The sequence below is a fragment of the Methylocaldum sp. genome (assembly GCF_035627495.1).
Taxonomy (GTDB): domain Bacteria; phylum Pseudomonadota; class Gammaproteobacteria; order Methylococcales; family Methylococcaceae; genus Methylocaldum.
Map to the genome: position 1 here is coordinate 28187 of NZ_DASPLO010000004.1, position 24096 is coordinate 52282.

22 protein-coding genes are annotated in these 24096 nt (G+C 57.5%); 17 read left to right on the forward strand and 5 right to left on the reverse strand.

The features are described 5' to 3' along the window. The first annotated feature begins 222 nt into the window (after positions 1–222). The 5 genes from VEB01_RS00315 to VEB01_RS00335 all read left to right on the forward strand — a co-directional run bounded on the left by VEB01_RS00315 (position 223) and on the right by VEB01_RS00335 (position 5740). Complete coding sequence (locus VEB01_RS00315; RefSeq protein WP_324872108.1) at positions 223–3144, forward strand: ribonucleoside-diphosphate reductase subunit alpha; 2922 nt, start codon at positions 223–225, stop codon at positions 3142–3144. A gap of 108 nt (positions 3145–3252) precedes the next feature. Beyond that, complete coding sequence (locus VEB01_RS00320; protein WP_324872109.1) at positions 3253–3432, forward strand: hypothetical protein; 180 nt, start codon at positions 3253–3255, stop codon at positions 3430–3432. Between the two features lie 439 nt (positions 3433–3871). Continuing rightward, positions 3872–4261 carry a TIR domain-containing protein gene (locus VEB01_RS00325; RefSeq protein ID WP_324872110.1) on the forward strand — a complete coding sequence of 130 codons (390 nt, stop codon included), beginning with the start codon at positions 3872–3874 and terminating at the stop codon, positions 4259–4261. Further along, positions 4261–5250, forward strand: a complete 990-nt coding sequence (locus VEB01_RS00330; RefSeq protein ID WP_324872111.1) for a caspase family protein — start codon at positions 4261–4263, stop codon at positions 5248–5250. The genes VEB01_RS00325 and VEB01_RS00330 overlap by 1 nt, the downstream gene beginning before the upstream one ends. A 13-nt stretch (positions 5251–5263) precedes the next feature. Continuing rightward, entirely contained in the window at positions 5264–5740 is a 477-nt protein-coding gene (locus VEB01_RS00335) for a toll/interleukin-1 receptor domain-containing protein (protein WP_324872112.1), read from the forward strand. Positions 5741–6122: 382 nt separating this feature from the next. Here VEB01_RS00335 and VEB01_RS00340 read toward each other — a convergent pair whose 3' ends face one another. Continuing rightward, entirely contained in the window at positions 6123–6881 is a 759-nt protein-coding gene (locus VEB01_RS00340; protein ID WP_324872113.1) for a ceramidase domain-containing protein, read from the reverse strand. A gap of 127 nt (positions 6882–7008) precedes the next feature. Between VEB01_RS00340 and VEB01_RS00345 the strand changes: the two genes are divergently transcribed. Beyond that, on the forward strand, positions 7009–7461 hold the full coding sequence (locus VEB01_RS00345) for a hypothetical protein (protein ID WP_324872114.1): 453 nt from the start codon (positions 7009–7011) through the stop codon (positions 7459–7461). A 159-nt stretch (positions 7462–7620) separates the two neighbouring features. Here VEB01_RS00345 and VEB01_RS23000 read toward each other — a convergent pair whose 3' ends face one another. Then, on the reverse strand, positions 7621–7944 hold the full coding sequence (locus tag VEB01_RS23000) for a PilZ domain-containing protein (RefSeq protein ID WP_414675381.1): 324 nt from the start codon (positions 7942–7944) through the stop codon (positions 7621–7623). Positions 7945–8201: 257 nt separating this feature from the next. On the opposite strand from VEB01_RS23000, the gene VEB01_RS00350 reads away from it, so the two are divergent. Both VEB01_RS00350 and VEB01_RS00355 read left to right on the forward strand, forming a co-directional pair. Next, entirely contained in the window at positions 8202–8423 is a 222-nt protein-coding gene (locus VEB01_RS00350) for a hypothetical protein (protein ID WP_324872115.1), read from the forward strand. A 393-nt stretch (positions 8424–8816) separates the two neighbouring features. After that, positions 8817–10034, forward strand: a complete 1218-nt coding sequence (locus VEB01_RS00355; RefSeq protein WP_324872116.1) for a ribonucleotide-diphosphate reductase subunit beta — start codon at positions 8817–8819, stop codon at positions 10032–10034. Positions 10035–10682: 648 nt separating this feature from the next. Here VEB01_RS00355 and VEB01_RS00360 read toward each other — a convergent pair. Continuing rightward, complete coding sequence (locus VEB01_RS00360) at positions 10683–12185, reverse strand: phenylacetate--CoA ligase family protein (protein ID WP_324872117.1); 1503 nt, start codon at positions 12183–12185, stop codon at positions 10683–10685. 173 nt (positions 12186–12358) lie between these two features. Here VEB01_RS00360 and VEB01_RS00365 point away from each other — a divergent pair, with 173 nt between their 5' ends. Together VEB01_RS00365 and VEB01_RS00370 are read left to right on the forward strand one after the other, a co-directional pair. After that, positions 12359–12556: a hypothetical protein gene (locus tag VEB01_RS00365; RefSeq protein ID WP_324872118.1), complete on the forward strand. Its 198-nt coding sequence runs from the start codon at positions 12359–12361 to the stop codon at positions 12554–12556. 93 nt (positions 12557–12649) lie between these two features. Further along, entirely contained in the window at positions 12650–13030 is a 381-nt protein-coding gene (locus VEB01_RS00370) for a hypothetical protein (protein ID WP_324872119.1), read from the forward strand. A 42-nt stretch (positions 13031–13072) separates the two neighbouring features. Here VEB01_RS00370 and VEB01_RS00375 read toward each other — a convergent pair whose 3' ends face one another. Beyond that, entirely contained in the window at positions 13073–15028 is a 1956-nt protein-coding gene (locus tag VEB01_RS00375) for a serine/threonine protein kinase (protein WP_324872120.1), read from the reverse strand. 217 nt (positions 15029–15245) lie between these two features. Here VEB01_RS00375 and VEB01_RS00380 point away from each other — a divergent pair, with 217 nt between their 5' ends. Further along, positions 15246–15860: a hypothetical protein gene (locus VEB01_RS00380; RefSeq protein WP_324872121.1), complete on the forward strand. Its 615-nt coding sequence runs from the start codon at positions 15246–15248 to the stop codon at positions 15858–15860. Positions 15861–15943: 83 nt separating this feature from the next. Here the strand turns inward: VEB01_RS00380 and VEB01_RS00385 are convergent, their stop codons facing one another. Then, positions 15944–16417, reverse strand: coding sequence for a hypothetical protein (locus tag VEB01_RS00385; protein WP_324872122.1), 474 nt, complete (start codon positions 16415–16417; stop codon positions 15944–15946). Between the two features lie 882 nt (positions 16418–17299). Here VEB01_RS00385 and VEB01_RS00390 point away from each other — a divergent pair. The 6 genes from VEB01_RS00390 (at position 17300) to VEB01_RS00415 (ending at position 24041) form a co-directional block, all read left to right on the forward strand. Beyond that, entirely contained in the window at positions 17300–18292 is a 993-nt protein-coding gene (locus VEB01_RS00390) for a UDP-glucuronic acid decarboxylase family protein (RefSeq protein ID WP_324872123.1), read from the forward strand. Between the two features lie 171 nt (positions 18293–18463). Continuing rightward, positions 18464–19579, forward strand: coding sequence for an SDR family NAD(P)-dependent oxidoreductase (locus tag VEB01_RS00395; RefSeq protein WP_324872124.1), 1116 nt, complete (start codon positions 18464–18466; stop codon positions 19577–19579). Then, positions 19576–20721 (forward strand): NAD-dependent epimerase/dehydratase family protein, encoded by a 1146-nt coding sequence (locus VEB01_RS00400; protein WP_324872125.1) that lies wholly within the window; start codon positions 19576–19578, stop codon positions 20719–20721. The genes VEB01_RS00395 and VEB01_RS00400 overlap by 4 nt, the downstream gene beginning before the upstream one ends. Before the next feature lie 163 nt (positions 20722–20884). Beyond that, positions 20885–21892, forward strand: a complete 1008-nt coding sequence (locus tag VEB01_RS00405) for an MDR/zinc-dependent alcohol dehydrogenase-like family protein (RefSeq protein WP_324872126.1) — start codon at positions 20885–20887, stop codon at positions 21890–21892. Then, the gene (locus VEB01_RS00410) at positions 21889–22917 is read left to right on the forward strand and encodes a Gfo/Idh/MocA family protein (RefSeq protein ID WP_324872127.1); all 1029 of its coding nucleotides are present in this window, start codon (positions 21889–21891) and stop codon (positions 22915–22917) included. Before VEB01_RS00405 ends, VEB01_RS00410 begins: the two co-directional genes overlap by 4 nt. Next, positions 22914–24041, forward strand: a complete 1128-nt coding sequence (locus tag VEB01_RS00415) for a glycosyltransferase family 4 protein (RefSeq protein WP_324872128.1) — start codon at positions 22914–22916, stop codon at positions 24039–24041. The genes VEB01_RS00410 and VEB01_RS00415 overlap by 4 nt, the downstream gene beginning before the upstream one ends. Positions 24042–24096: the final 55 nt, after the last annotated feature.

Below are 24096 nucleotides of genomic sequence, written 5' to 3' on the forward strand. Positions count from 1 at the left end.
TGTGTATTGGCGGACAAATAGTACAACAAACCCGCTGAACGAATAATGGACTTCCGCCAAGTACCTTGATTACAAGGCTTTTCGGATGTTTCTTGCACAAGTTATCCACAAGTCTTCAACAGAGTAAAACACACTATATTGTGCTTGACGATTAGATAGACCACACTCTATAGTGTTAGCGTATTAAAAAACATTCAGCCCATCTTCGGAGGACACGCATCTATGGAAACCGAATCCGCAGCCCGCACCAGCCAGCCGACCGCGATTCCCTTGGATACCCCGCCTGTCTCCGCCGATTTGCGCGCGACCGCTCCGGGCGAGATGCGCGTCATCCGGCGCAACGGCAAAGTTACCATTTTCGATGCCGGCAAGATCAGCGTCGCCATCACCAAGGCGTTTTTGGCCGTCGAGGGCAATACGGCCGCCGCGAGCCGGCGTATTCACGAGACCGTCGAGGAGCTGACCGGCCAGGTGGTCAATGCACTGTTCCGGCGGAATCCTTCCGGCGGCACCATTCATATCGAAGACATTCAGGATCAGGTCGAACTGGGCTTGATGCGTGGGGGGCACCACAAGATCGCCCGTGCCTATGTGCTTTACCGCGAAGATCGGGCGCGGCTCCGGGCGCAGAAGGCGGCCGAGCATGAAGAGGCGCAAGAGCCGGTCATTCATGTGACCCTGCCCGACGGCAGCCAGAAGCCGCTGGATGTAGTGCGCCTGCAGAAAATCGTCGAAGAAGCCTGCCGCGATCTTGCCGACGTAGACGGCGGCTGGATTCTCGAAGAAACGCGGCGCAACCTGTTCCACGGCGTGCCCGAGAAGGACGTGGCTCCGGCGCTCATGATGGCGGCGCGCGCCCGTATCGAGCAGGAGCCGAATTACTCCTACGTCGCCGCCCGGCTGCTGCTGGACAGTTTGCGCAGCGAAGCCCTGAGTTTCCTCGGCCACGGCTTTTTCGAGGCCACCCAGAGCGAAATGGCGGATCGCTACGCGGAATATTTTGCGGATTACGTGAAGCGCGGTGCCGAACTCGAGCTTTTGTCGCCCGAGCTGACCCGCTTCGACTTGCAGCGCCTCGGCGTGGCGCTCAGGCCCGAGCGGGACCTGCTGTTCACCTATCTCGGCCTGCAAACCCTCTATGACCGCTACTTCATCCACACCAAGGGCATCCGTTTCGAGCTGCCCCAGGCGTTCTTCATGCGCGTCGCCATGGGGCTCGCCGTCAGCGAAATCGACCGAGAAGCGAAAGCCATCGAGTTCTACAACCTGCTTTCCAGCTTCGATTTCATGAGTTCCACTCCCACCTTGTTCAACTCCGGCACACTGCGCCCGCAGCTCTCCTCGTGCTATCTCACCACCGTGCCGGATGATCTGGACGGCATCTTCGGTGCCATCAAAGACGACGCCCTCCTGTCCAAATATGCCGGCGGCCTGGGGAACGACTGGACCCGGGTCCGCGCCATGGGCTCCCACATCAAAGGCACCAACGGCAAGTCTCAGGGCGTCGTTCCTTTCCTCAAAGTGGCCAACGACACGGCCGTCGCCGTCAACCAGGGCGGAAAGCGCAAGGGAGCCATGTGCGCCTATCTGGAAACCTGGCATCTGGATATCGAAGAGTTCCTGGAACTCCGCAAGAACACCGGCGACGACCGCCGCCGCACTCACGACATGAACACCGCCAACTGGGTGCCAGATCTGTTCATGAAACGGGTGGCGGAAGAGGCGGATTGGACGCTGTTCACCCCCAGCGACACACCGGACCTGCACGACCTTACGGGCGAAGCGTTCGAGAGGCGTTATGCGGAATACGAAGCCAAGGCGGATCGGGGCGAAATCACGCTGTACAAGCGTCTCCCGGCGGCCCAGCTTTGGCGCAAGATGCTGTCCATGCTGTTCGAGACGGGGCATCCCTGGATCGCCTTCAAGGACCCGTGCAACCTGCGCTATACCAATCGGCACGTGGGCACGGTGCACAGTTCCAACCTCTGCACCGAGATCACCTTGCACACCAACGACAACGAAATCGCCGTGTGCAACCTGGGCAGCGTAAACCTGTCGAATCACGTCACCGAAGATGGCGTTCTGAACGCGCAGAAGCTGGAGAAAACCATCTCCACCGCCATGCGCATGCTGGACAACGTCATCGACATCAACTACTACAGCGTTCCCCAGGCGCGCCGCTCTAACCTGTACCACCGCCCGGTGGGTCTCGGCGTCATGGGCTTCCAGGACACGCTGTACAAGCTGCGCATTCCGTATGCCTCCGACGAAGCCGTAAGCTTCGCCGACAAGAGTATGGAGCTGGTGAGCTACTACACCATCAAGGCGTCCACCGACCTGGCCGAAGAACGTGGCCGCTATTCAAGCTTCGAGGGATCGCTATGGAGCCAGGGCATCCTGCCCCACGATTCGATCGCTCTGGTCGAACAAGGGCGCGGCAGTTATCTGCAACAAGACCGCAGCTTTACCCTGGATTGGGACGCGCTCCGCGAGCGAGTGAAAACGGTGGGCATGCGCAACAGCAACACCATGGCCATCGCTCCGACGGCGACTATCTCCAACATCTGCGGCGTGTCGCAATCCATCGAGCCGACTTACCAAAACCTGTTCGTCAAATCGAACCTCTCGGGCGAGTTCACCGTGGTCAATCCGTATCTGGTAAACGATCTGAAGAAGCTCGACCTGTGGGATGCGGTCATGATCAACGACCTCAAGTACTACGACGGCAGCCTGCAAAAGATCGAGCGCATACCGGACAATCTCAAGCAGATCTATGCCACGGCCTTCGAAGTCGACCCGCGCTGGTTGGTGGAAGCCGCGTCGCGCCGGCAGAAATGGATCGACCAGGCGCAGTCCCTCAACCTGTACATGGCCGAACCCTCCGGCAAGAAGCTCGACAACCTGTACAAGCTGGCCTGGATTCGCGGTCTCAAAACCACCTACTACCTCCGCACCATGGGCGCCACCCACGTGGAGAAGAGCACGGCCTTCGACGGCAAGCTCAACGCGGTGAAGACCGATCCCATCGACGATGCGATTCCGGGGATGATGCATCGTTCAGCGGAAGGCGCTTTCGCTGAGGCGGCGGCTTCGGGGGTGAAGATGTGTTCGATTGATAATCCGGAATGTGAGGCTTGTCAGTAACTTGCTCCCTCTCCGCTGAGGGACCTGTCGGGTTCCCTCTCCCTCTGGGAGAGGGCTAGGGTGAGGGAGCGAAATTTATCTCTCAACCGAGAAATTGGGGAGAATGTTATGGCAAAAAATACAGGTAACGGTTTTCGCCATGGATCTGTCGATAATCGATCGCAGACCCAAAATCCAAAAAACGGAAATTGGACAAAGCGTGATACTTCAACTGGCCGTTTTATGGATCAAAAGACTGATGGCAAACCTTTTAAAGGCGTTGCGAAGGAACCGGATGATCGTCGTTGAGATACCTTATCTGTCGTAGTCGTAGGGTGGGTTAGGCGTAGCCGTAACCCACCGAATGAGGTTTCGCTTTTAAGGTGTCGCTGCCGCGACGGGTTGAATTGAGTGTGGGTTCTCGGACCCACGGCCGAGGCACTTTTCTTTGCTTGTCCAAAGAAAAGTACCCAAAAGAAAGGACACCCGATTGCCGCTTATCTCCTCCGCTCCTCGCTTTCGCCGGGGGTTGCCAGAAGAGATATCCCTATCCCTCTGGCAACGCGCGGAATCCTTTCCGCGCCCCTTTGGGCTATTCCCGCCGAAAGCTCCGGTGCTCGGCGCGGCAAACGGGAAATCTTATACATCGCCGCTCAATTGCAATGAGTATTAAGAAAATCGGTAGACCTGTTTTTTCTTGGTATCATGTGCAATGAGGCAAAGCTAGTTTGTTTCATTAGGATTACATATGGCGAAAAAACGTGTTTTTATAAGCTTTGATTATGATCATGATGAAGATTTAAAAATACTTTTGGTTGGTCAATCAAAACACCCAGATACACCCTTTGAATTGGCTGACTGGTCTATTAAGGAAGCTATATCTGAAAATTGGAAAGAAAAGGCACGTTCGAGAATCAAGGCAGTCGATCTCCTGATCGTCATTTGTGGTGAGTACACGGATACAGCAACAGGTGTCAGTGCTGAAGTACGCATTGCCCAAGATGAAAACAAACCGTATTTCTTGCTCTATGGTCGCAGTGACAAGAGATGTGTAAAGCCTAAGGCTGCCAAAGACAGGGATAAAATGTACAGATGGACTTGGGAAAACCTGAAAATCTTGATAAATGGCGGTCGATAATGAAGAAAGCTCTTGTTGTTGGTATAGATGATTACTCTAGTGCCCCTCTTAATGGATGCGTGAACGATGCGATTTCCATTGCAAATACATTAGAGAGAAATGGTGATGGATCGCCGAATTTTTCAGTGCGACTAATCACTAGTAATGAAACACATGTTTCGAGTGAGCGATTAAGCGATGCCATTGCCGATTTGTTTCAAGGTGACGCGGAAACCGCGCTTTTCTTTTTTGCTGGCCACGGAATAATCAACCAAGAAACAAACGCTGGATATATTGTTAGCCAGGATGGGAGAAGAGGGGCATGGGGAGTCGCACTCTCCGATATATTGAGTATGGCTAATAAGGCATATCCCAGAATTAAATCAACCGTTATTATTCTGGATAGCTGCCATTCTGGTTTTGCTGGAGAAGTACAGGCTCTTGGCGACAATGGCATATCTGCAATCGGTAACGGAGTGACGATTCTCACGGCGTGTCACCGCGAAGGAACTGCGGCAGAAGCCAACGGTCATGGTTTGTTTACAGAGATGTTGCTGGATGGGCTGAGTGGCAGTTCCGCTGATATTTGTGGCCGGATAACACCAGCTTCTGTCTATTCTCATATTGATCAGACATTAGGACCATGGGAACAGCGACCTATTTATAAGGCCAATGTTCAAACATTTGTAACGCTGCGGGAGGTAAGCCCAAAGATTCCGAAAGAAGTATTGCGACGTTTGCCAGAATACTTTCCGGATGCAACGTATGAGTTTCCCCTAGATCCTTCGTTCGAGCCAGACAGAGAAAATATCCCTGAGGAATTACGGCATATTCCTGTCAATGAAAATAATGCGCGCGTCTTCAAAGAGCTGCAAATGTGCAATAGGCATGGATTAGTAGTCCCACTTAATGCTGAGCATATGTATTATGCAGCCATCAATTCAACCGGCTGTAAGCTTACAGCACTGGGTGCACACTATCGCAAGCTTGCCGAAATGAAACGAATCTAATAAGGGTGATTGGATGAAAGTTTTTATTTCACATCAGAAGGTAGATTCTGAATTGGCTGGCGGTATCGCAAAGCGGCTACATGAAACACACCAGATTGAATGTTACCTTGACATCATTGATCCGAATGCATCGCAAGCAGGGGACGAATTAGGTGAACACCTGCGCAATGAATTAGGAAAATGCACTCAACTCATGGCAGTTGTTTCGGAAAACACCAAAAGCTCTTGGTGGGTGCCTTGGGAAATCGGAGTTGCCACAGAGAAAGATTATCCTATTGCAACCTTTGCCCGTGATAACACTCCTCTTCCTGAATATTTGAAAAAGTGGCCTTACCTTAAGACTGCGGCTGACTTAGATGAATATGCTAAGGTCACAAAAACTATTGCGAATACGTTGAAGTTGCGGAAGTCGTATCTAACGGAGGCATCAGCACGTCGCTCAAGCACACAGGAATTCTATCGTATCCTGCGCGGGACATTGGGGCAGTGACAGCATGGCGGACTGGGTTGAGGAACGAAACCCAGCGAAAATGAGGTTTTTCCGCTCTGAGCGATGCTCTATCCCTTCCCGCTCCATACTGTCCTAATATCTGGAACGACGACAATCGTTGTTCCCGTCGACGCAGCCGAGCATCGCAGGCGCGGGCGGGAATGGCCCGAAGGGTGGACGCAGGGATGCGTCCACTCGGCAGAGGGATAGGAAATCCCTTCTGCCGAGCCCTGACCGTGCCTGCGACGCGCAGGGCACCGCGAAGCGGCAAGTCGTCGGGCCGCCTTTTCTTTGGGTCCTTTCTTTTGGCGGCGCAAAAGAAAGGACCTCGGCCGTGGGTCCGAGCACCCACAGTCAAATGAAGCCTCGCGCAGCGACACCTTCAAACCGGCTTCCTCCGCCTCAACCCCACCAAAAAACAATACGCCCCCAAAGCCGCCAAAACATGCTTGAGCGCATGCCCGCTGATCGGATACATCACCCGAAAGATCGGCTCATCAAGAAGCTCCGCCAATTTGGCGACCCCATAGAACCCCAGCAACGCCCAAACATACCCCGTGCCCGTGAATGAAGGGGGAAACAGAAGCAGTATCAGCGGAATCAGCAGCATGGGCAGAAACTGGACGAGGCCGTAGGGGCGAAGGTCGCCGTGTCCGGATTGTTCCGTTAGATGCCAATAGACGATCGATGCGATCCCGAGAAAAATCAGCGGCCACAGCAGTTTTCGCCCCGCTTGGCGGGAGAGGTGTTCGCCGACGATTATGGAGACAAAAGCCATAAAGGCAACGGTCATGGGCAGGCGGTCCCAGACCAGGGTCGCGTTATTGGGGGTGAGATGGTAATACGCCGAGCCGAGGGCGATCAGCGCGATGCCGATAAAGAAGCTGAAGTAGCTCGCGCGGAGTTCCGGGAGCATTCCGTGGCCGAGTTCCCGAAGCGCTGCCAAGCCGATCAGGAGGAAGGATAGGTTGGTCGCGACATTCCAAAAATTCGGCACCCCGAACCAACGGCTGCGGTCGGCGAATTCGTGGTAAGCCAGATCCTGTGGGACCGCCGGAATCATGAACATTCCAATGACTGCGAGCGCCGTAATGCCCAGGAGTAGAGCAAGTTTGCGAGTGATGCGATGTTCCGTTTTCATGCTGGATGGTGTTTGGGGCGAGTGCGCATAATGTAACTCGTACTATACAGACCCAGTCGGTCCGCATACCATTAGCCGACGGATGGCCTTGGGCGTCCGTGCTTGTTTAGACACGAGGAGAGATCCTATGAAAACAATGACGCTGGGTTTGCTGGTCATGCTTTTGGGGGAGAGCGGCGCGACAACCGCCACGGAGGTGAGTATCGAAAGCGCGACCAAGCAACTCCTGAAAGACACCGCGAAATCGATGATTCAGCGCGAGACGCACGGACGAGTGCACGTGGCTGCCGAGAGCATAGAGAAAGCCAAGAATCTTAAGGAAAGCATCGATAGAGCGCCTGCTGCATTCAAGGAGCAAGCCTTGGATGCCGCCAAAGAGTCTGCCGAGAAGCAGTTGAAGGAGACGGTGCCGGCTGAAGCCAAGCAGGGCGTCAAGGCCGTCGAGGACAGCGTGGCCCAAGCAAAAGCAATTAAAGATCAGGCCAAAAATGCGCCCAAATCGGCCCGGGAAGCCACGAAAGCCGTGAAATACAAGGCCAAACAAGAGGCGACCGAGAAGGCGCTTGACCTGTTGCGTTAACCGGCTTTTTGCGCCTCGTCCTCTTCAAGGGCGAGGCGGCAATGGCGATTGATCATTGGTATATGTAAGAAAACCCATTCCGCCATTTTGCATGGGCTTAGCCCGGCGGGAGAGGCGACTAAGTCCCAAAAAGCTTATGCAAAAGGGTGAAAAGCCGGCCTACTTTCTGCGGAATACCGCAGTGGACCATAACGCCCGCCCAAATTCGAGGCCATAACCCTGTCGCGACTCGCGTTTGACGACGACCGAATACCGCAGCAATCGTACGATTTTTCCGCTTTCAACAGCAAATACGACCGTGGCGGGTTCTCCCACCGAGGCATCGGGGTGTATGGCTGTCTGCAGAAAGATTCCCGAACGGCTCAGGTTTTTTGTGATTCCGCGTAATGAGCCACCGGCGGGGGAGATAAGGTAAGCGCGAACGGACGAAATCGAACGCGGCGCAGTCCGGCGGTCTCCAGGTGAAGCGTTCTTCAGATTCATCGTGTTTGGCCTTTTGTTTTTCGGTAACCCCAAAATCAAAATTTCATCACATTTCTTGGAGGTTGACGAGAGCGGCTCGCGAATCGGAAATTCGATGGACAATGTTCCAACGGAGAATGATCGCTTCTCGGCACGCCGTGAGCCCCAACTGTCTAAGGAGTAGAATGAATGCGTGCAGATCGGGGAATGATCTGGATTCAAGAGAGAATCAGGCAACCGAGATGCATTGAAACGTAGTAGCCAAAGGAGCTTGGATCATGGCTGAAAAACTCTTGCGCGATATTAAACCGGTTTCCCCGGAGAATTTGGACGATCTGATAATGATCATGGCCAAGAACATCGAAGATTCGCTGTTCAAAAGCGGGGCGCGGCCGGGGCTCGATTATTCGATCCTGGACCTTTACAAACTGGCCCAGCCCTTTGCCCTGGAAGTGTTCAAGAAGAACATCAACACCATGTCGTTTACCATACAGTGGTAAAGCGGTTAGACCAAACATCCAAGAAAGCCTGATCGTTTTACGTCGAGACCGGCGCCTGCGGCACGACTCCGGCTCGATTTGCTGTTACAGCGAATAGTGCTCGCGGCATTGCCGATTCGACCTTGCTCATCGAAACAGCGTGATTTGGTCCGAAAATGCGGGAAGCGGGTTTGCTGCCGCATGGTATCGGCCTTGTAGACGGATGCAGCCCCATCCGAAGACGCTCAGCCGAGTCCACGGACACTGTGGCGAAAGTTGACTGCTACATATTGTGTCTCGGGTATTTTTGTGCACAATATATAGTCACCGTAGGTCGACGAGCTCTCTTGTAATCGAAAGCTGCGTAGACATTTTCTCCTGAACACTCATAGGCCGAAAAGAGGAAACAAAAGCATGTTGAACTGGGAAGATCCCCTCGCCGGACTTACTGGCAAATCGAACCAAGCGCCAGCCATTCAACCTTCGGTCGAAGACGTCACAACTTTAATGCAGCCCGTTTCCGATGTAGCTCGGAAGGCACCGGAGCCTGCGCAGGCGGAAGATTCGGCAATCGGCTGCGGCGCCACCGGGCTTGAAAACATCGAGATGGGCGCCAAGCGCATCCAAGTCGATGATAAGCAAATTATCAATTGCCGCGCCGACCTGAATCAGCTCGTGCCGTTCAAGTACCGATGGGCTTGGCAGAAATATCTGGATGCCTGCGCGAATCACTGGATGCCGCAGGAAATCAACATGAACGCGGACATTGCGCTATGGAAGAGCATCGACGGACTGACCGAAGACGAGCGCACCATCATCAAACGGAACCTCGGATTCTTTTCCACGGCCGATTCTCTGGTGGCCAATAACCTGGTGCTGGCGGTATACCGGCACATTACCAATCCGGAGTGCCGCCAGTACCTGCTGCGCCAAGCCTTCGAAGAAGCGCTGCACACTCATGCCTATCAATACGTCGTCGAGTCTCTCGGCATGGACGAGGGCGAAGTGTTCAACATGTACCGCGAGCTGCCGGCCGTGGCGCGCAAGGCGGAATGGGCGTTGCCATTTACTCAGTCGTTGGGCGATCCCACATTCCGGACCGGAACGCCTGAAGACGATCAGCGCCTGCTTCGCGATCTTATCGCCTTCTATGTGATCTTCGAAGGCATTTTCTTCTACGTCGGCTTTACCCAAATCCTTTCCATGGGCCGGCGCAACAAAATGACGGGTACCGCCGAGCAGTTCCAATATATCTTGCGGGACGAATCGATGCACATGAACTTCGGCATCGACGTCATCAACCAAATCAAGATCGAGAATCCGCACCTATGGCGCAAAGGATTCCAGGATGAAATTATCCGGATGATCCGCGAGGCGGTGGACATAGAAATTCAGTATGCCTACGACACCATGCCGCGTGGCGTGCTGGGTATGAATGCCAGCATGTTCAAGGACTATCTGGAATTCATCGCCAATCGTCGCTGCGCCCAGATCGGATTACCGGAACAGTACCCCGGCGCCGCCAATCCGTTCCCTTGGATGAGCGAAATCCTGGATCTCAAGAAGGAGAAAAACTTCTTCGAGACCCGGGTAACGGAATATCAGACCGGCGGCGTTCTGAGCTGGGATTGACCCTGACTTCGGTAAATCCCGGAGGTAATAAGCCGCGTTTGATGTCTGCGTTGAGACGTTCCGCCGGTGTACGGCGGACGTGACATATGTCCAAAAATAAGACACTTTACGTATTGGCCTTGTTACAAAGCCGGGTTAATGTAAATGCGCTGCACCTAACCAGTGCCTCCAACACTTAATACGTGCGGCAGGAAACCCGGTCAAGGACGCTGGGTTTCTCTATAGCGCTTTCCCATTTAGGTTAATTGCGGAATCAAGTTTCATCAGGAAACGCTATAGGCATGGAAATTCCTATGGTGCGGCTGGGGGGCAATCTCCCGCGCTGAAACGGATCGGGCAAATGGTGTTCGGCCTCGCCGACTTCAAGGTTCGGGAGCGTCATCTTCGCTTCGGGGAACCACTCCTTCCAGAGCCATCAAACTTCCCGTTACAGGTTGCCGACAGCGCAACTCTATCGATTGCTCCGCACTATCGCTTTTAAGCGACCGGCTCACTTCAATGGAGGCTTCCGTTACCGGCGGAGTTTCCTCCGCATTGTAGTCTTCCCGTATCAAATACCGGTATCCGCCCGAGGAAAACCGAAGTTCAAGATAGGTTACCAACGGTCGCGTATAGCGGCTGTAACGAACGGCAGGGGGACACAAGCCGTCATCGTCGTGTATACCGGTGCTTGACGCCCGCCGGGAAGTATTCGGGGTCCTCGAACGGCCGCAGCGTAACTTCGGGAAGTTGTTTCTCCACCGGCGTATAGTTGGCGAATTCGCTATTGAGCCGCAATAACTGCGCCTTAACCGATTCCGCGAGCGCCTGACATTTCCGGTCGTCCGCCGTGGCGCCGGGCAAAAGCTCGGCCGTCACGCTCAGGTACTTGTCTCCGTCGGCCGATTCTTTGGTTTCCAGCACGAATTTACCGGTCGCCCAAGCCATGATTTCAGGCTGCTCCAGCCCGACCGTCACGTTTTCAGGATAGATATTCGCGCCGTAGAAAGACACGGTGAAGTCCGCGCGCCCGAACACATAAACGAAGGGTAGGGGCCGGCAGGAAAAGGTGTCGTCCAGGCCGTAATCGGTCAGCGACACGCCCCAATCGCGCAGGAAGTCGCGCATTTCGCGGTAGTTGAGAATTCCGCCTTTATCGGCGATGTGATAGCGGACCAGCGGGACCCCGTTATCGCCCGAAACCACTAGGGTTTCCTCGTGGGCCTCGAAAAACCGGCTGATCGGATCGTACTGGACCAGCGTCGGCAAGCGCGATTCGCCGAAGAGTTCCCGGGCAGCCTTGGGATGATCCGCCAGAAAGCGGCGGATGGCGATGCTCAGCGGCGTTTCGTTGCCCAGTACCCCGGCGTCCGCCGTGCCGTAAAGAGAGGCCGAATCGTAACACCGGGCCTTCGAGCCGACCCGTTCACCCACCAGGCTCCGCCATTCCTCGCTGAACACTTCGCCGGCGAAAACCATTTTCACCCGGTAGCGCGGCCACTCGATTCCGGCGGCAAGGCCGGCGTCGACGACATCTTTGATAAACGGCGGGTAACCCAGGAGCACGGTTTGCTCAAAACGCGGCGCCAGTTCCTGGATCACCCGAAAGATTTCTTCTTTCTTGTTGCCGGGCGTCGCCACCATCAGGGGATATCCTTTGGCCGCAAGGTGCCAGGCGCAGGACGTGGTGTACAGTCCGCCGACCCAGTTCCCCAGGGCGAAGCAAACCACCGCGAGCGTGCTGCGTTCATGCACCCGGAAGCTGTCGTGGAATAGCTGCTCGAAACGAAGCGCGATATCCAGTTCGTCGATTATCGATCTCGGCCAGAACGTGGGCTTTCCCGTCGAGCCCGAGGAAACCGCCACGCGGTCGCATTCCAGCAAGCTTCCGTTCCGGCAGCGCTCCGGCAGTGGATAGACGTGCATGTAATTCGGCTTGTCGATCAGGGGGAGTTGCCGGAAGGCGTCGAAAGTTCCGATCGTCTCGGGCGCTATGCCATGCGCATCGAGAAATGCCCGATAAGCCGGAACACGGTTCGCCGTGCGATGGAAAAGGTCTAGCATGACGGCTTCAGCGTCCATGGCGAGCCGATCGGCCATCAGATCGTCGAGCGATCTAAATATAAACCGATGGAGCCGATTTTGGATTTCGGATGTGCGATTGGTCAGCATGATTCGTCGCGGTAATCAAAAAGCGATGTTTGAATTATGATCTTCATCTGTTTTTCAAGCCAACACCGTAGAGGGGTCTATACGAGTTCCTCACGCGGAAATGGCCGAAGACCGAAGAGGCATCGATGTACTGACCGTCCTTTCAGGACGCCTATCCACAAGAATCGAAGTCAATGAGCAAGGTTTGGATATTTCAGGAATCGACGTTGGAAGTCGCGCTGGACGAGTGGGTCCGGGAGCAGATTGAGCATTACCCGCATAAGGAGGAGTTTATCCGCACCGTGGCGCTGGCGATGCGCGACTTCTTGGATTCGCGGCAGGTGGCTGATCATAAGATGGTAATGAATGCGCCCGAAAAGCCCTTATCTTGAGGACGCCGGCGGGCAAATGCTTGACGGTGGCCCGACCGATCTGTTTCAGTCGAAGAGTAGATTATTCCGACTTCAGTATGCCCGGGAGGCAGTATGCACAGCTTAGCTAAGGGAACGGTTCTGATGGCCTGCATTCTCAGCGGAAGCGCATGGGCGTATGGCGGTGGCGGCGGAGGAAGCAGCGGCTGCGCCGAACCGAAATTCTTCGATCCGAAGCCGAGCGGTTCCGTCCCCGCCCTGGCCGAATTCGCGTTCATCGCGTCCGACAATACCGACAGCGGCACACTAACGGTCCAAATCGATGGCCAGGCGATTCAGCCCGCGCTCGATCGTCGGAGAAACGGCGATTGGCAAGTCAAAGCCGTCCTGTCGCAGCCGATCACTGAGCCGGGCAGGGTTCGGATTTCGGTCAAGGCGAAGAGCCGGGACGGCTGTTGGGGGTTTCAGCCGTATTATGTGGAGATTAAGCCGTGAGTTCCGGTGTTGGATGCCTGGGCGTAAGCTTTTTCGAGAGGTTCACCCCCACTGCTCCAATACCACGACCTTCCATTGGCGGTTCTCGGTCGGCCGAATAGTCTGCCAGGAGGCGATGCGATGGGATGCCGGGCCATTCGCATGGTTCGAGCTGTGGTAGTAGCCGACACCGGCTTCCTGGTCGGCAATCTGTTTGGCGAGTTGCCGCAGTTCCGGAATTTCGTTGAAGCGTTCTTCGCGGAACAGGTTTTCCCCGATTTCGGCCGTATCGGTGTCGTAAAGGATGAACCCGTCGTCCTGAATGATCCACACGGCCCTCTCCCGGGTCTGGAGCCCCGCGGGCAACAATCGTCCCAGGAACTCGGCGGCCTTGAAACGGGCGGACAGGAAGCCCGGTATATTTTTGCCGCGCTTGACGGGCACCACGAGGGTCACGGCGTCGAAATCCTCCGGCGCTTCGTAGACGCGGCTCAGTACGGGTTCGGCCAGTTCCATCACTAGGCGGTTGTGTTCGAACTGCGAAGTGTCCGCGCCGATGGCCTGAGCGTATTTCGCCGGGGCCACGGCGGTGATTTTCCCGGGGGCGAGCGTGGCGGCGAAAAGTTCGGCACCGGGATACCGGGTTAACAGGGATGTCAGCAGCGGCGTCATGGCTTTTCGGTCGCCTACGGCGCGCACGGTGCCCGCAAGCTCTTCCATGCCGTCGCGTACCGCACCTATGGCATTCAATATGTCTTCCGCGATTTGATCGGCGGCGGTCAGGTTGTCGTTGGAAATGCGCGTCACATCGGCCAGAGCCGTCTCCGCCCGATGACGGGCCTGGATTGCCTGATCGCTCTCGGCGACCGCGATTTCCCGCGCTTTCCGGGCATCCATGGCGAAATCGACCGCGAGCCCCGCCCCGATCACAATGGCCACCATGACCGCGAGACCAGCGGCGAGTGCTGTCTTGTTGCGGGCTACGAAGCGGCGCATCAATTCGCCGCGCGAATAGGCGTAAGTGTGCACCAGGCGACCGTCGCGGAAGGCCCGCAGCTCATCGGTCAGTTCGGTTGCGTCGCGGAAACGTCGGAGTTTATCTTTCGCCAGAGCCTTGTCGCAGATGGCGGTAAGTTCGGCCGGCGCGGGAACCGGGCCTTCGCGAGAGGAGGGCATCGGTGCTCGGGATTTGAGCCGTTCGACGATGGACGAGAGGCTGCCTTTTAGAGGCGCCCTCCCGACCAAAATGTGATAGAGGATGCAGCCGAGCGCGAATACGTCGGTCTTGGCGTCCACCTCACCATAGCGATGGTCCACCTGTTCGGGCGCCATGTAGGCGGGCGTTCCGAGAATTTCTCCGACTTGAGTGAGCCCCTCGGAATCGGCTTCGGTGGAAGTTTCGGGTACAGCCTTGCGAAATACGTCGGCTTCGGTGCCGATCTTGGCTATGCCCCAGTCCAGGATGATGGTTTCGCCGAACTGGCCCAATACGATGTTGCTCGGCTTGAGATCCCGATGCACCACTCCTTTGGAGTGCGCGTAGGCCATGGCTTCGCAGACATCGATAAGCCGGTCGAGCAATTGCAAGCGCTTTGCGAGAGCCTGCTCGGGCTGCTCCGAGTTGCAGGCGGAAAGCGCCTCGGCCATGGTCTGCCCGCGCACGAGGCGCATCACGTAATAGGGGGAGCCTCGGGATGTGGTTCCCATATCGTAGACCGGGACGATGCCCGGATGCTCCAGGCGCCCGGTTATTTGGGCCTCGCGCAGAAAACGGCGCTTGATGGTGGAGTCGATGGCTTCGTTCGGCGCGAGCATTTCCTTGATGGCTACTTGGCGGCCGATGCGCTCGTCGAAGCCGAGCAGCACCCGCCCCACGCCACCGGAACCCACCGTGCCGCACAAAGAATAGTGATCGGTGAATCTGTAGTCCGCTTTGAATTCTTGCCGGCCTTGTTCGGGATTGAGTTGAACGTTCAGTACCGTGTAGTCGTCGAAGTCGGCGCAATTTTCACCGCTCATGTTCTGATCTTCTACATAAGGGAAAATCATTAATGTAGTTCGTCATGGGGTGCAGGACAAATAACCCAAACGCCCGTGGGTCCGGCCATCGAACCGGATAGGGTTTCCAAGGATTGTTTCTCGTTCGGACCGATTCGCATGGGATCGAAAGAACGGAACGGGCATGCCCCCGGTCTAATGGTTCGGGGTTGTTCCGAAGTGTATGGAGATTGCGGGTATGTTCACCGAGCGTGTCTTTGGCGATTCAGGGACAGCGGAGGAAAATGCCGGCGCCACAGCGCCGAGCATCATAAGGCAAATACTTCATCGCATTGAGTGCCTTTTGCTGTGCTCTGTCGTGAGTGCCGCGGCCTTTTGGGTTCAACCCGTCCAAGCGGAGGGAATCTACAAGTGCCGAACCGGCGATGGACTTTTATACACCGATGAGCCGGTTTCAGACAGTTGCCGCCGGATACAAGTCAAGGTCACCAAACCCGACCCCGAGGCAATCGCGCGATTGGAGAAGTGGAAAGAACAGCGAGCTATGGAGGAGGCTCGGGAAGCGGCGGAAGCACGTGAAGAGCGGTTGGTGCGAGTCCGCGAGCTGGAGGCGTTGGCGGCATGGCAATCGGCGCGCACGGCGCAAGTGGAAGCTCAGGCCGCTGAATACTGCCAGCAATACGATCCTCAGTCGGTCTATTTCCCCTCACGAACTTATCCCCTCAGAAGCTTCATTCCCTACGGTTATTCAACTTTCGGAGGATATCCGTTCTCGTACGGGCCTTACGCAACGGGTTACTTTAGGCACGGAATGCCGCCCATCCAACTGCATTTCTCCCGGAAACGGCGATAAGGGTAACGCCAAGTACCGGAGCACCCGTCGGACGGCATTCCGTTCCGGCGTCATGACGAGCTTTCATCGCGGCAGCTTGGCCGTCAAATCAAGCCGATAAGGAACGCGATCACGAACAGTCCGAAAAGGACGAGCAGGCTTTTGAGGGTAAAGTCCGCCACTCTCCGGAAAATTCGATCCCGCGCTTTAATCAGTCTTTCGAGCGCATCGATTTGTTGCTGTTCCAAGGGCTCCGGGGCAATACCATCAGGGCCTACGGCAAGAGCCTCCGAGGCAATCTGATTCTGTCGAAAAGAATTAAGTCGTTCGTAGGCCCGACCGCATTGGAAAATGAAATCGGCCATAGGCTCCGGGGCGCCGGAATGATCTTTCAACAGTTGTTGCCTAAGGGTTTTAAGCTCCGTCAAACACTCAGTGATGTCTTCCGGTAGGCGACGGCCCGCTTCTTTAATTTTTCCTTCGAAGTCGGCAGTCTCGATCTGAAGCTGTTCCGAAAGCATTGCATCGACTCGGCGCAGGCCGAGATCGATAAGACTCTTGTTATCTGAAGTTGCCACGTGGGTATTGTGTAGAGAAAGGGGTAAGCTTTAGCGGGATTTGCGCATGCGTGCGCTCGCATCATATCGAAGAGCGAAGCCGTTGTGCCAGTACTTCCACCGCAACGGGCCCTTGGAGCCAGGCCTGGAGGGCGAAAACGGATCTTTTCTTAGAAGCTGTCTTCAAACTACTGCGCGCCGCCATGCCGGCGTTGCTCAAGGGCTCAAAATGCTGATGAAAAGCATCCCTGCTTTTCACTCACCACCTCCCTGTGGTTCGCCCTTGCGGGCGGCCGCGCCGTGCAAATCGGCCATCCTGCCGATTTGTCACCCTGACGGGCGCGCTGCCGCGGTCCCATTTCTCTCCTGGAGAAATGGTCATGTACGCCTCGGTACACGCCGGTTTTTACTCGCCCCATCCCTGGGGCTCGCCCTGTGGGCCAGCCGGCGGCTGTTCCCTTCGCGTATCCCGCGCGCCGGGTCACCCTTCCGCGCCTTGTCCTGACATCGCTCGTGACGTTTGGAGACAGCTTCTTAGATCCTGTTGAACTTTTGACAAAACCCATGGACCAAAATATCAGTAGCCGGTAATACACCGCGACATGGATAGTTTTAGGCTCTTGGCAGGGAAGGGTCATGTGTAACCTCTCGGTCGCACATTCATGACACGCACAAACCGCATGGAACGCGACTCCTCCTTATGACGCCCTTAAGCTGCTGCTTCGGCAGGTTTGTCTGATTGCTGAAAGGAATCGGTCTTGCCGTTCAGGCCACGAGCATTGTCAATAAAATCTGATTTGAAACCTACGGTTTGGTTTCCGATACGCGCGGCCGGGTAACTCACTGGTATTGTCATTCGTTTAAGAACGTCAAGGATGCACTCTCAAAGCGGAGGTCATGGATATGACAGGTAGTGGACGGAAACACATCGTCGTAACCGGCGGAGCCGGATTTCTCGGGACGAACCTCTGCCGCTGGTTACTAATAAAAGGTCACGCGGTCACATGTGTCGACAATTTCCGAACCGGAGGCAAGGAGACCCTCCTCGGGCTCATGGAGTTGGGCACTTTGGACATCATCCGCCAAGACATCACCTTGCCGTTGCTCGTCGAAGACGTGGATGAAATCTACAACCTCGCCTGCTCCGCTTCGCCGGTTCACTATCAGGCCGATCCGGTCCACACCCTGAAGACCTGCGTGCAAGGCTCGCTCAATCTCCTGGAAATCGCCCGTTACTCGGATGCCAAGATTTTCCAGGCATCGACCAGCGAAGTGTATGGTGATCCCGAAACCCATCCGCAGCACGAAGGATATCGCGGCTCCGTCAATCCCGTGGGCCCGCGGGCGTGCTACGACGAAGGCAAGCGCTGCGCCGAGACCTTGTTCCTCAATTATTTCCGCCAGCACAAGGTACGCGTGAAAGTCGGGCGTATCTTCAATACTTACGGGCCCTATATGCGGCTCAACGACGGCCGCGTGGTTCCGAACCTGATCGGCCAGGCGCTGAAGAACCGTCCGCTGACCATCTACGGCGACGGCAATCAGACGCGTTCCTTCTGCTATGTCGACGATTTGATCGAGGCAATGCAACGCCTCATGGCAACGTCCGACGATGTGTCGGGCCCTTTCAATCTAGGCAATCCGGCCGAAATCACCATGCTCGAGCTGGCCGACACGATCATCGATCTGACCGGCTCGCGGTCGAGAATCACCTTTCGGCCGCTGCCGGTAGACGATCCGGTCCGGCGCTGCCCGGACATCAGCCATGCCAGGGAAAAGCTCGGCTGGACACCATCCACGTCTCTCTCCGAGGGCCTCAAACGCACCATAGACTACTTCGAGGATGTCCTGATGACGAAGGGAAATACGTCATCCAAAGCCATGACCGGAAGTTGATTGCTAGCCCCAAATGCCGGGAATGGCTACGCCTTATCCCGGCCTACAAAGACGTGTAGGCCGGGATAAGCGCGGCGTTTCCGGCACGGAATCTACCGAAAACGGCTCCACGCAGTTTGTTCTCCCCCGAACCGGGGGCATATCCGAAACGATGGATCGACAGGAGTGACCATGGAAAGGATTTTGATTACCGGAGGCGCGGGGTTCATCGGCTCGCATCTTGCCGATGGGTTGATCGAGCGGGGCTATCGGGTGCGGGTGCTCGACACCCTCAACGAGCAGGTGCACGGGGATATCCGGCAGCCGCCGGAGTACCTGAACCCAGCCGTCGAGTTCATGCATGGCGACGTGCGCGATGCCGGTTCGGTGCGCGAGGCGCTGCGCGAGGTGGACGCCGTGTTCCACTTTGCCGCCGCCGTCGGCGTCGGGCAGAGCATGTACCAGATCGAGCGGTATACCGACATCAACAATCGCGGCACCGCAGTCCTGCTGCAACGATTGATCGAACAGCCGGTGAAAAAGCTGACTGTCGCATCGAGCATGAGCGTTTACGGCGAGGGACTTTACCGCACCTCGGACGGCCGGACCTGCGCCCCCCCGGAGCGGCCGCTGGCGCAGCTTCAACGAGGCGATTGGGAGCTGCGTGACGAGCGGGGCGAAGCGCTGCAACCCATGCCCACGCCGGAATCGAAGATCACCTCGCCAGCCTCGGTCTACGCCCTGTCGAAATACGATCAGGAACGCCTTTGCCTGCTCGTCGGCCAAGCCTACAACATCCCGACGGTCGCGCTGCGTTTCTTCAACGTGTACGGCACCCGGCAGGCCTTGTCCAATCCCTACACCGGCGTGCTCGCCATCTTCGCCTCCCGCTATCTGAACGGCAACAGTCCATTGATCTTCGAGGATGGCGAACAAAGACGGGATTTCGTGAATATCCGCGATTTGGTTCAAGCCTGCCTGCTCTCGCTGGAACGGGATGAGGCCGCCGGACGGGTGTTCAATGTCGGCAGCGGCCGCAACTATACGGTGCGCGAGATCGCCGAACACATGGGACGCTTGCTCGGCAAGGAAGACATTCAGCCGGTAATCACCCGGAATTATCGGGTCGGCGATATCCGCCACTGCTTTGCCGATATCGGCGAGGCCCAAGACATTCTCGGCTATCGACCCCGCATCGGTTTGGAAGAAGGCATGGCCGAACTGGTGGAATGGCTGCAAACCCAGGCCGCATTCGACCGGTTCGAGGCGGCCAGCGAAGAGCTTTCGAAGCGGGGATTGCGGCTATGAAGGGCAAGCGCCAACCGTCAACCCGTCTGGAACAAGGCCAGATCAAGGACGATCCGCGTCCAGTGCTGATTACCGGCGGAGCGGGGTTCGTCGGCACCAATCTCGCGGATCGTCTGCTCGACGACGGCATTCCGGTGCTGATCTTCGACAATCTGTGGCGGCCCGGTGTCGAGCGCAACCTCAACTGGCTCTGCGCGACCCACGGCGACCGGGTCCAGGTCGAAATCGCCGATATTCGGGATTTTCACGCGGTGCAGAGTGCCGTGCACCGGGCGCGGCAAGTATTCCATTTCGCCGCCCAGGTGGCGGTCACCACCAGCATTGAAAATCCGATCGCCGATTTCGAGGTGAACCTCCGCGGTACTTTCAACGTGCTCGAAGCCCTGCGCTCGACCCGAAATCCGCCGCCACTGGTCTACACCTCGACCAACAAGGTGTACGGCGATCTTGGCAATCTCGCCGTGCACCGCCGGGGCGACCGCTATATGCCGCTCGACGAGGCCACCGCCAAAAACGGCGTCGGCGAAGACCGCCCGCTGGATTTCCACAGCCCTTACGGTTGCTCGAAAGGCGGAGCCGATCAATACATCCTCGACTATGCCCGTATCTACGAATTGCCCGCCGCCGTGTTCCGCATGAGTTGCATCTACGGGCCGCACCAGCACGGCACCGAGGATCAAGGCTGGGTGGCTCATTTTTTGATCCGGGCCTTGCAGGATCAGCCAATCACCATTTACGGCGACGGCCTGCAGGTCAGGGACGTGCTGTTCGTCGAAGATCTGGTGAGAGCCTTGCGGCTGGCCGGAGACAACATCGACCGGCTGCGGGGACAGGTCTTCAACATCGGCGGCGGCCCGGCCAAAACGACCAGTTTGATCGAGCTTGTGGACCTCATCGAGGAACTGCACGGCCGCCGGCCGGAGCTGGAATTCGCCCCGTGGCGCACCGGGGATCAGAAATACTACGTCTCCGACACCCGCAAGTTGAACCGTGCCGCCGGGTGGCAACCGGAGGTTACCGTGCGGGATGGCGTGGCGGCGACATACGAATGGTTACTAATGTACTCGGACAAACAGACGCGGTACAAACCGGCAATGGTCGCAGCGGAACCGGCGCCGTCGTCGCGGTTCAAACGACTTTGAAGCCGGTCGGAAGCACGAACGAAACCTCGGCAAAGCCAAAAAATGCAAAATAGCGGAGCGGTCAACAGAACAAAAACCTGATCTTTAAGCACCCGATTCGAGCTTCCGGAACGGAAAAAGTCAGCACGGATGGCTGACTAGTCAACAAGGAGGAGATAAACGCGTGAGACCGGCTACGGAACAAGCCCCCCCTCTGGAACCAACCGCATCCGTTCGCTGCATGGCGGCGGTCTTCGCCGGACCTCAAGACATTCAAGTGATGCCGATCTCGGTACCCGCCCCGGGACCGCGGCAGGTGCGCGTAAAGCTGGAAGGCTGCGGCGTATGCGGTTCGAATCTCCCGGTCTGGGAAGGACGCCCCTGGTTCGACTACCCTTTCCAGCCCGGCGCACCCGGACACGAAGGCTGGGGCCGCGTCGAGGCGGTCGGTGCCGAGGTCGAGCATCCGGCCGTAGGCACCCGGGTGGCGATTTTGTCCTATCACGCCTACGCCGAATACGATCTGGTCGATGCCAGCGCCGCGATTCCTCTTCCCCCCGTACTCGACAACCAGTTCTTCCCCGGCGAACCGCTGGCCTGCGCGGTGAACGTGTTTCAGCGCAGCGGCATCAAGCCCGGGGATACGGTAGCTATCGTGGGTATCGGCTTTCTGGGCGCCCTGCTCACCAACTTGGCCGCCAAGGCCGGAGCCCGCGTGATTGCTTTGTCGCGCCGCCCTTACGCGCTCGATGTCGCCCGCCGCCAGGGTGCGGTCGAGACCCTGTCCACCAGCGATTTCCGCGGCGCCATCGATCGAGTCAAAGCGCTGACCGGCGACGTCGGCTGCGATTGCGTGATCGAAGTCACGGGCGAGCAGTCCACCCTGGATCTGGCCACCGAACTGACCCGAATACGGGGCCGTCTGGTGATCGCCGGCTACCATCAAGACGGCCAGCGCCAGGTGAACATGCAGATGTGGAACTGGCGCGGTCTTGATGTCATCAACGCCCACGAGCGCGATCCGCGGCAATACGTCGGTGGCCTGCGCGCGGCGATCCTGGCCGCGGCCACCGGGCGTGTCGATCCGTCGCCGCTTTACACCCATCGTTTCGAGCTCGCGGAATTACCCCGGGCTTTCGAGTTGATGCAGTCCCGTCCCGAGGGCTTCCTGAAAGCGGTGGTGGTGCTATGAGCGCCACCCCGATACAACACGCCATCCCACAACCCCAGCCTATCCGTCCGCGACTGGGTTTTCTCGGCGTCGGCTGGATCGGCCGCAACCGGATGGCGGCCGTTGCGGATGACGGTTGCGCCGAAATCGTGGCCATCGCGGACCCGATGACGGAAGCCTTGCTGGAAGCGTCCCGCCTGGCGCCCGGAGCGATGCTGAGCGATCGCCCCGAGGACCTCTTCGAAAGCCCTATCGACGGGGTGGTCATCGCCACGCCCAGCGCCGCCCACGCCCGGCAGGCGACAGCGGCTCTCGAACGGGGTCTCGCGGTGTTTTGCCAGAAACCGCTGGCCCGGACCCGGCAGGAAGCGCAAACCGTCGTCGATGCGGCACGCCGGGCGGACAAACTGCTCGGTGTGGATTTGAGCTACCGCTACGTGCGCGGCATGCCTGAAATTCGGGAGGCCATCCGTCGGGGCGACCTGGGAGAGATCTACGCCATGGACCTGACCTTCCACAACGCCTACGGACCGGACAAACCCTGGTTCTACGACATAAACCGGGCCGGGGGCGGCTGCGTCATGGATTTGGGCACCCACCTCGTCGACCTGGCGCTGTGGATGCTGGATTTTCCGGACGTCAAGGACGTCGGCAGCCGTTTGTACGCCCAGGGAAAGCTCCTGGCGAAACCCACCGCTCAGGTCGAAGACTACGCCATCGCGGAAATCGGTTTCGTCGGCGGCGCCGTCGCGCGCATCGCCTGCTCTTGGCGTCTGTCGGCCGGCTGCGACGCGGTGATTGATTTCACCTTCTACGGCACTAAGGGAGCGGCCGCGCTCCGAAACGTCGGCGGCTCGTTTTACGACTTCGTCGTCGAACGCTTCAACGGCACGCAGCGTGAGGTCGTCGCCGCCTATCCCGATGCCTGGGGAGGCCGAGCGCTTATCGACTGGATCCGGCGACTCGGCGAAAACAGCTGCTTCGCCCCCGAGTCCCGGCGTCTGATCGACGTCTCTGCCGTACTCGACAGGATCTACGGACGATGAAAGTTCTCATGACGGCGGACACTGTGGGTGGCGTCTGGCGGTACGCGCTGGAGCTGGCTCGAGGATTAGGGCCTTTCGGCGCGGACATCACGCTGGCCACGATGGGAGCACCGCTGTCCGCCGACCAGCGGCGCGAGGTCGCGGCGCTGTCCAATGTCCAAGTGGCCGAGAGCCGCTACAAACTGGTTTGGATGGACGATCCCTGGGCGGATCTCGAAGCCGCCGGCGAATGGCTGCTGAAGCTGGCGGACGATTTCAAACCGTCGCTGGTTCATTTGAACGATTACCCCCACGGCAACCTGCCCTGGCCGGCCCCGGTGCTAATGGTCGGGCACTCCTGCGTGCTCTCCTGGTGGCAGGCGGTGTACGGCGAGCCCGCACCCAACCGTTTGGACCGGTACCGGGGAGTCGTAAGCAACGGGCTACGGGCGGCGGATTGCCTGGTGGCTCCGACCGGAGCCATGCTCGCCGAACTGCGAAGGCTGTACGGTCCGCTCCCCCCATTCCGTGTTATCTCCAACGGGCGCGGAGTTCTGCCCGAGAGCAACAAAAAGCCGTTTGTCCTGGCCGCCGGCCGCCTGTGGGACCCGGCCAAGAACATCGCCGCCCTCGCCCGAATCGCCCCTCGGCTGCCATGGCCGGTCTATATTGCCGGCGAAGCCCGGCATCCGGACGGCGGCGTGTCCGAATTCCCGGATATCCATTGCCTGGATCGGCTTTCCCCAGAGCAACTGGCGAACTGGTTCGCCCATGCATCCATCTACGCCCTGCCCGCCCGCTATGAACCGTTCGGATTATCGGCCCTGGAAGCGGCTTTGGCAGGATGCGCGCTGGTGCTCGGCGACATCGGGAGCCTTCGGGAAATCTGGCAGGACGCCGCCCTGTTCGTACCGCCGAACGACGCCGAGAGGCTCCGTTCGACGCTTCAAAAGCTGATCGACGAGCCTGAACTGCGGCGCGATTACGCGGCCAAGGCCCGAATCAGAGCGGCACGGTTCACACCGGAACGGATGGCCGCCGCCTATTGGAACGCCTATCTCGAACTGATCAAGGATGATCGGATGGCTAAACGCCAGGTCGGTAAAACAATAAATTCGCCTTTCCGGCAGGGACAGCCGGCATGACGCGATTCAGTCCGGGATCGCAGCTACGCGAAGTCATGAGACCAGCGCCGCCGCG

What these genes read in the sequence shown, in the direction of transcription:
- VEB01_RS00335 (WP_324872112.1), top strand. Translation starts at nt 5,264, where the DNA reads ATGAAAGTTTTTATTTCACATCAGAAGGTAGATTCTGAATTGGCTGGC.
- VEB01_RS00365 (WP_324872118.1), top strand. Translation starts at nt 12,359, where the DNA reads ATGAGCAAGGTTTGGATATTTCAGGAATCGACGTTGGAAGTCGCGCTG.
- VEB01_RS00390 (WP_324872123.1), top strand. Translation starts at nt 17,300, where the DNA reads ATGACAGGTAGTGGACGGAAACACATCGTCGTAACCGGCGGAGCCGGA.
- VEB01_RS00360 (WP_324872117.1), bottom strand. Translation starts at nt 12,185, where the DNA reads ATGCTGACCAATCGCACATCCGAAATCCAAAATCGGCTCCATCGGTTT.
- VEB01_RS00415 (WP_324872128.1), top strand. Translation starts at nt 22,914, where the DNA reads ATGAAAGTTCTCATGACGGCGGACACTGTGGGTGGCGTCTGGCGGTAC.
- VEB01_RS00350 (WP_324872115.1), top strand. Translation starts at nt 8,202, where the DNA reads ATGGCTGAAAAACTCTTGCGCGATATTAAACCGGTTTCCCCGGAGAAT.
- VEB01_RS00370 (WP_324872119.1), top strand. Translation starts at nt 12,650, where the DNA reads ATGCACAGCTTAGCTAAGGGAACGGTTCTGATGGCCTGCATTCTCAGC.
- VEB01_RS00320 (WP_324872109.1), top strand. Translation starts at nt 3,253, where the DNA reads ATGGCAAAAAATACAGGTAACGGTTTTCGCCATGGATCTGTCGATAAT.
- VEB01_RS23000 (WP_414675381.1), bottom strand. Translation starts at nt 7,944, where the DNA reads ATGAATCTGAAGAACGCTTCACCTGGAGACCGCCGGACTGCGCCGCGT.
- VEB01_RS00340 (WP_324872113.1), bottom strand. Translation starts at nt 6,881, where the DNA reads ATGAAAACGGAACATCGCATCACTCGCAAACTTGCTCTACTCCTGGGC.
- VEB01_RS00355 (WP_324872116.1), top strand. Translation starts at nt 8,817, where the DNA reads ATGTTGAACTGGGAAGATCCCCTCGCCGGACTTACTGGCAAATCGAAC.
- VEB01_RS00325 (WP_324872110.1), top strand. Translation starts at nt 3,872, where the DNA reads ATGGCGAAAAAACGTGTTTTTATAAGCTTTGATTATGATCATGATGAA.
- VEB01_RS00330 (WP_324872111.1), top strand. Translation starts at nt 4,261, where the DNA reads ATGAAGAAAGCTCTTGTTGTTGGTATAGATGATTACTCTAGTGCCCCT.
- VEB01_RS00315 (WP_324872108.1), top strand. Translation starts at nt 223, where the DNA reads ATGGAAACCGAATCCGCAGCCCGCACCAGCCAGCCGACCGCGATTCCC.
- VEB01_RS00395 (WP_324872124.1), top strand. Translation starts at nt 18,464, where the DNA reads ATGGAAAGGATTTTGATTACCGGAGGCGCGGGGTTCATCGGCTCGCAT.
- VEB01_RS00410 (WP_324872127.1), top strand. Translation starts at nt 21,889, where the DNA reads ATGAGCGCCACCCCGATACAACACGCCATCCCACAACCCCAGCCTATC.
- VEB01_RS00375 (WP_324872120.1), bottom strand. Translation starts at nt 15,028, where the DNA reads ATGAGCGGTGAAAATTGCGCCGACTTCGACGACTACACGGTACTGAAC.
- VEB01_RS00400 (WP_324872125.1), top strand. Translation starts at nt 19,576, where the DNA reads ATGAAGGGCAAGCGCCAACCGTCAACCCGTCTGGAACAAGGCCAGATC.
- VEB01_RS00380 (WP_324872121.1), top strand. Translation starts at nt 15,246, where the DNA reads ATGTTCACCGAGCGTGTCTTTGGCGATTCAGGGACAGCGGAGGAAAAT.
- VEB01_RS00345 (WP_324872114.1), top strand. Translation starts at nt 7,009, where the DNA reads ATGAAAACAATGACGCTGGGTTTGCTGGTCATGCTTTTGGGGGAGAGC.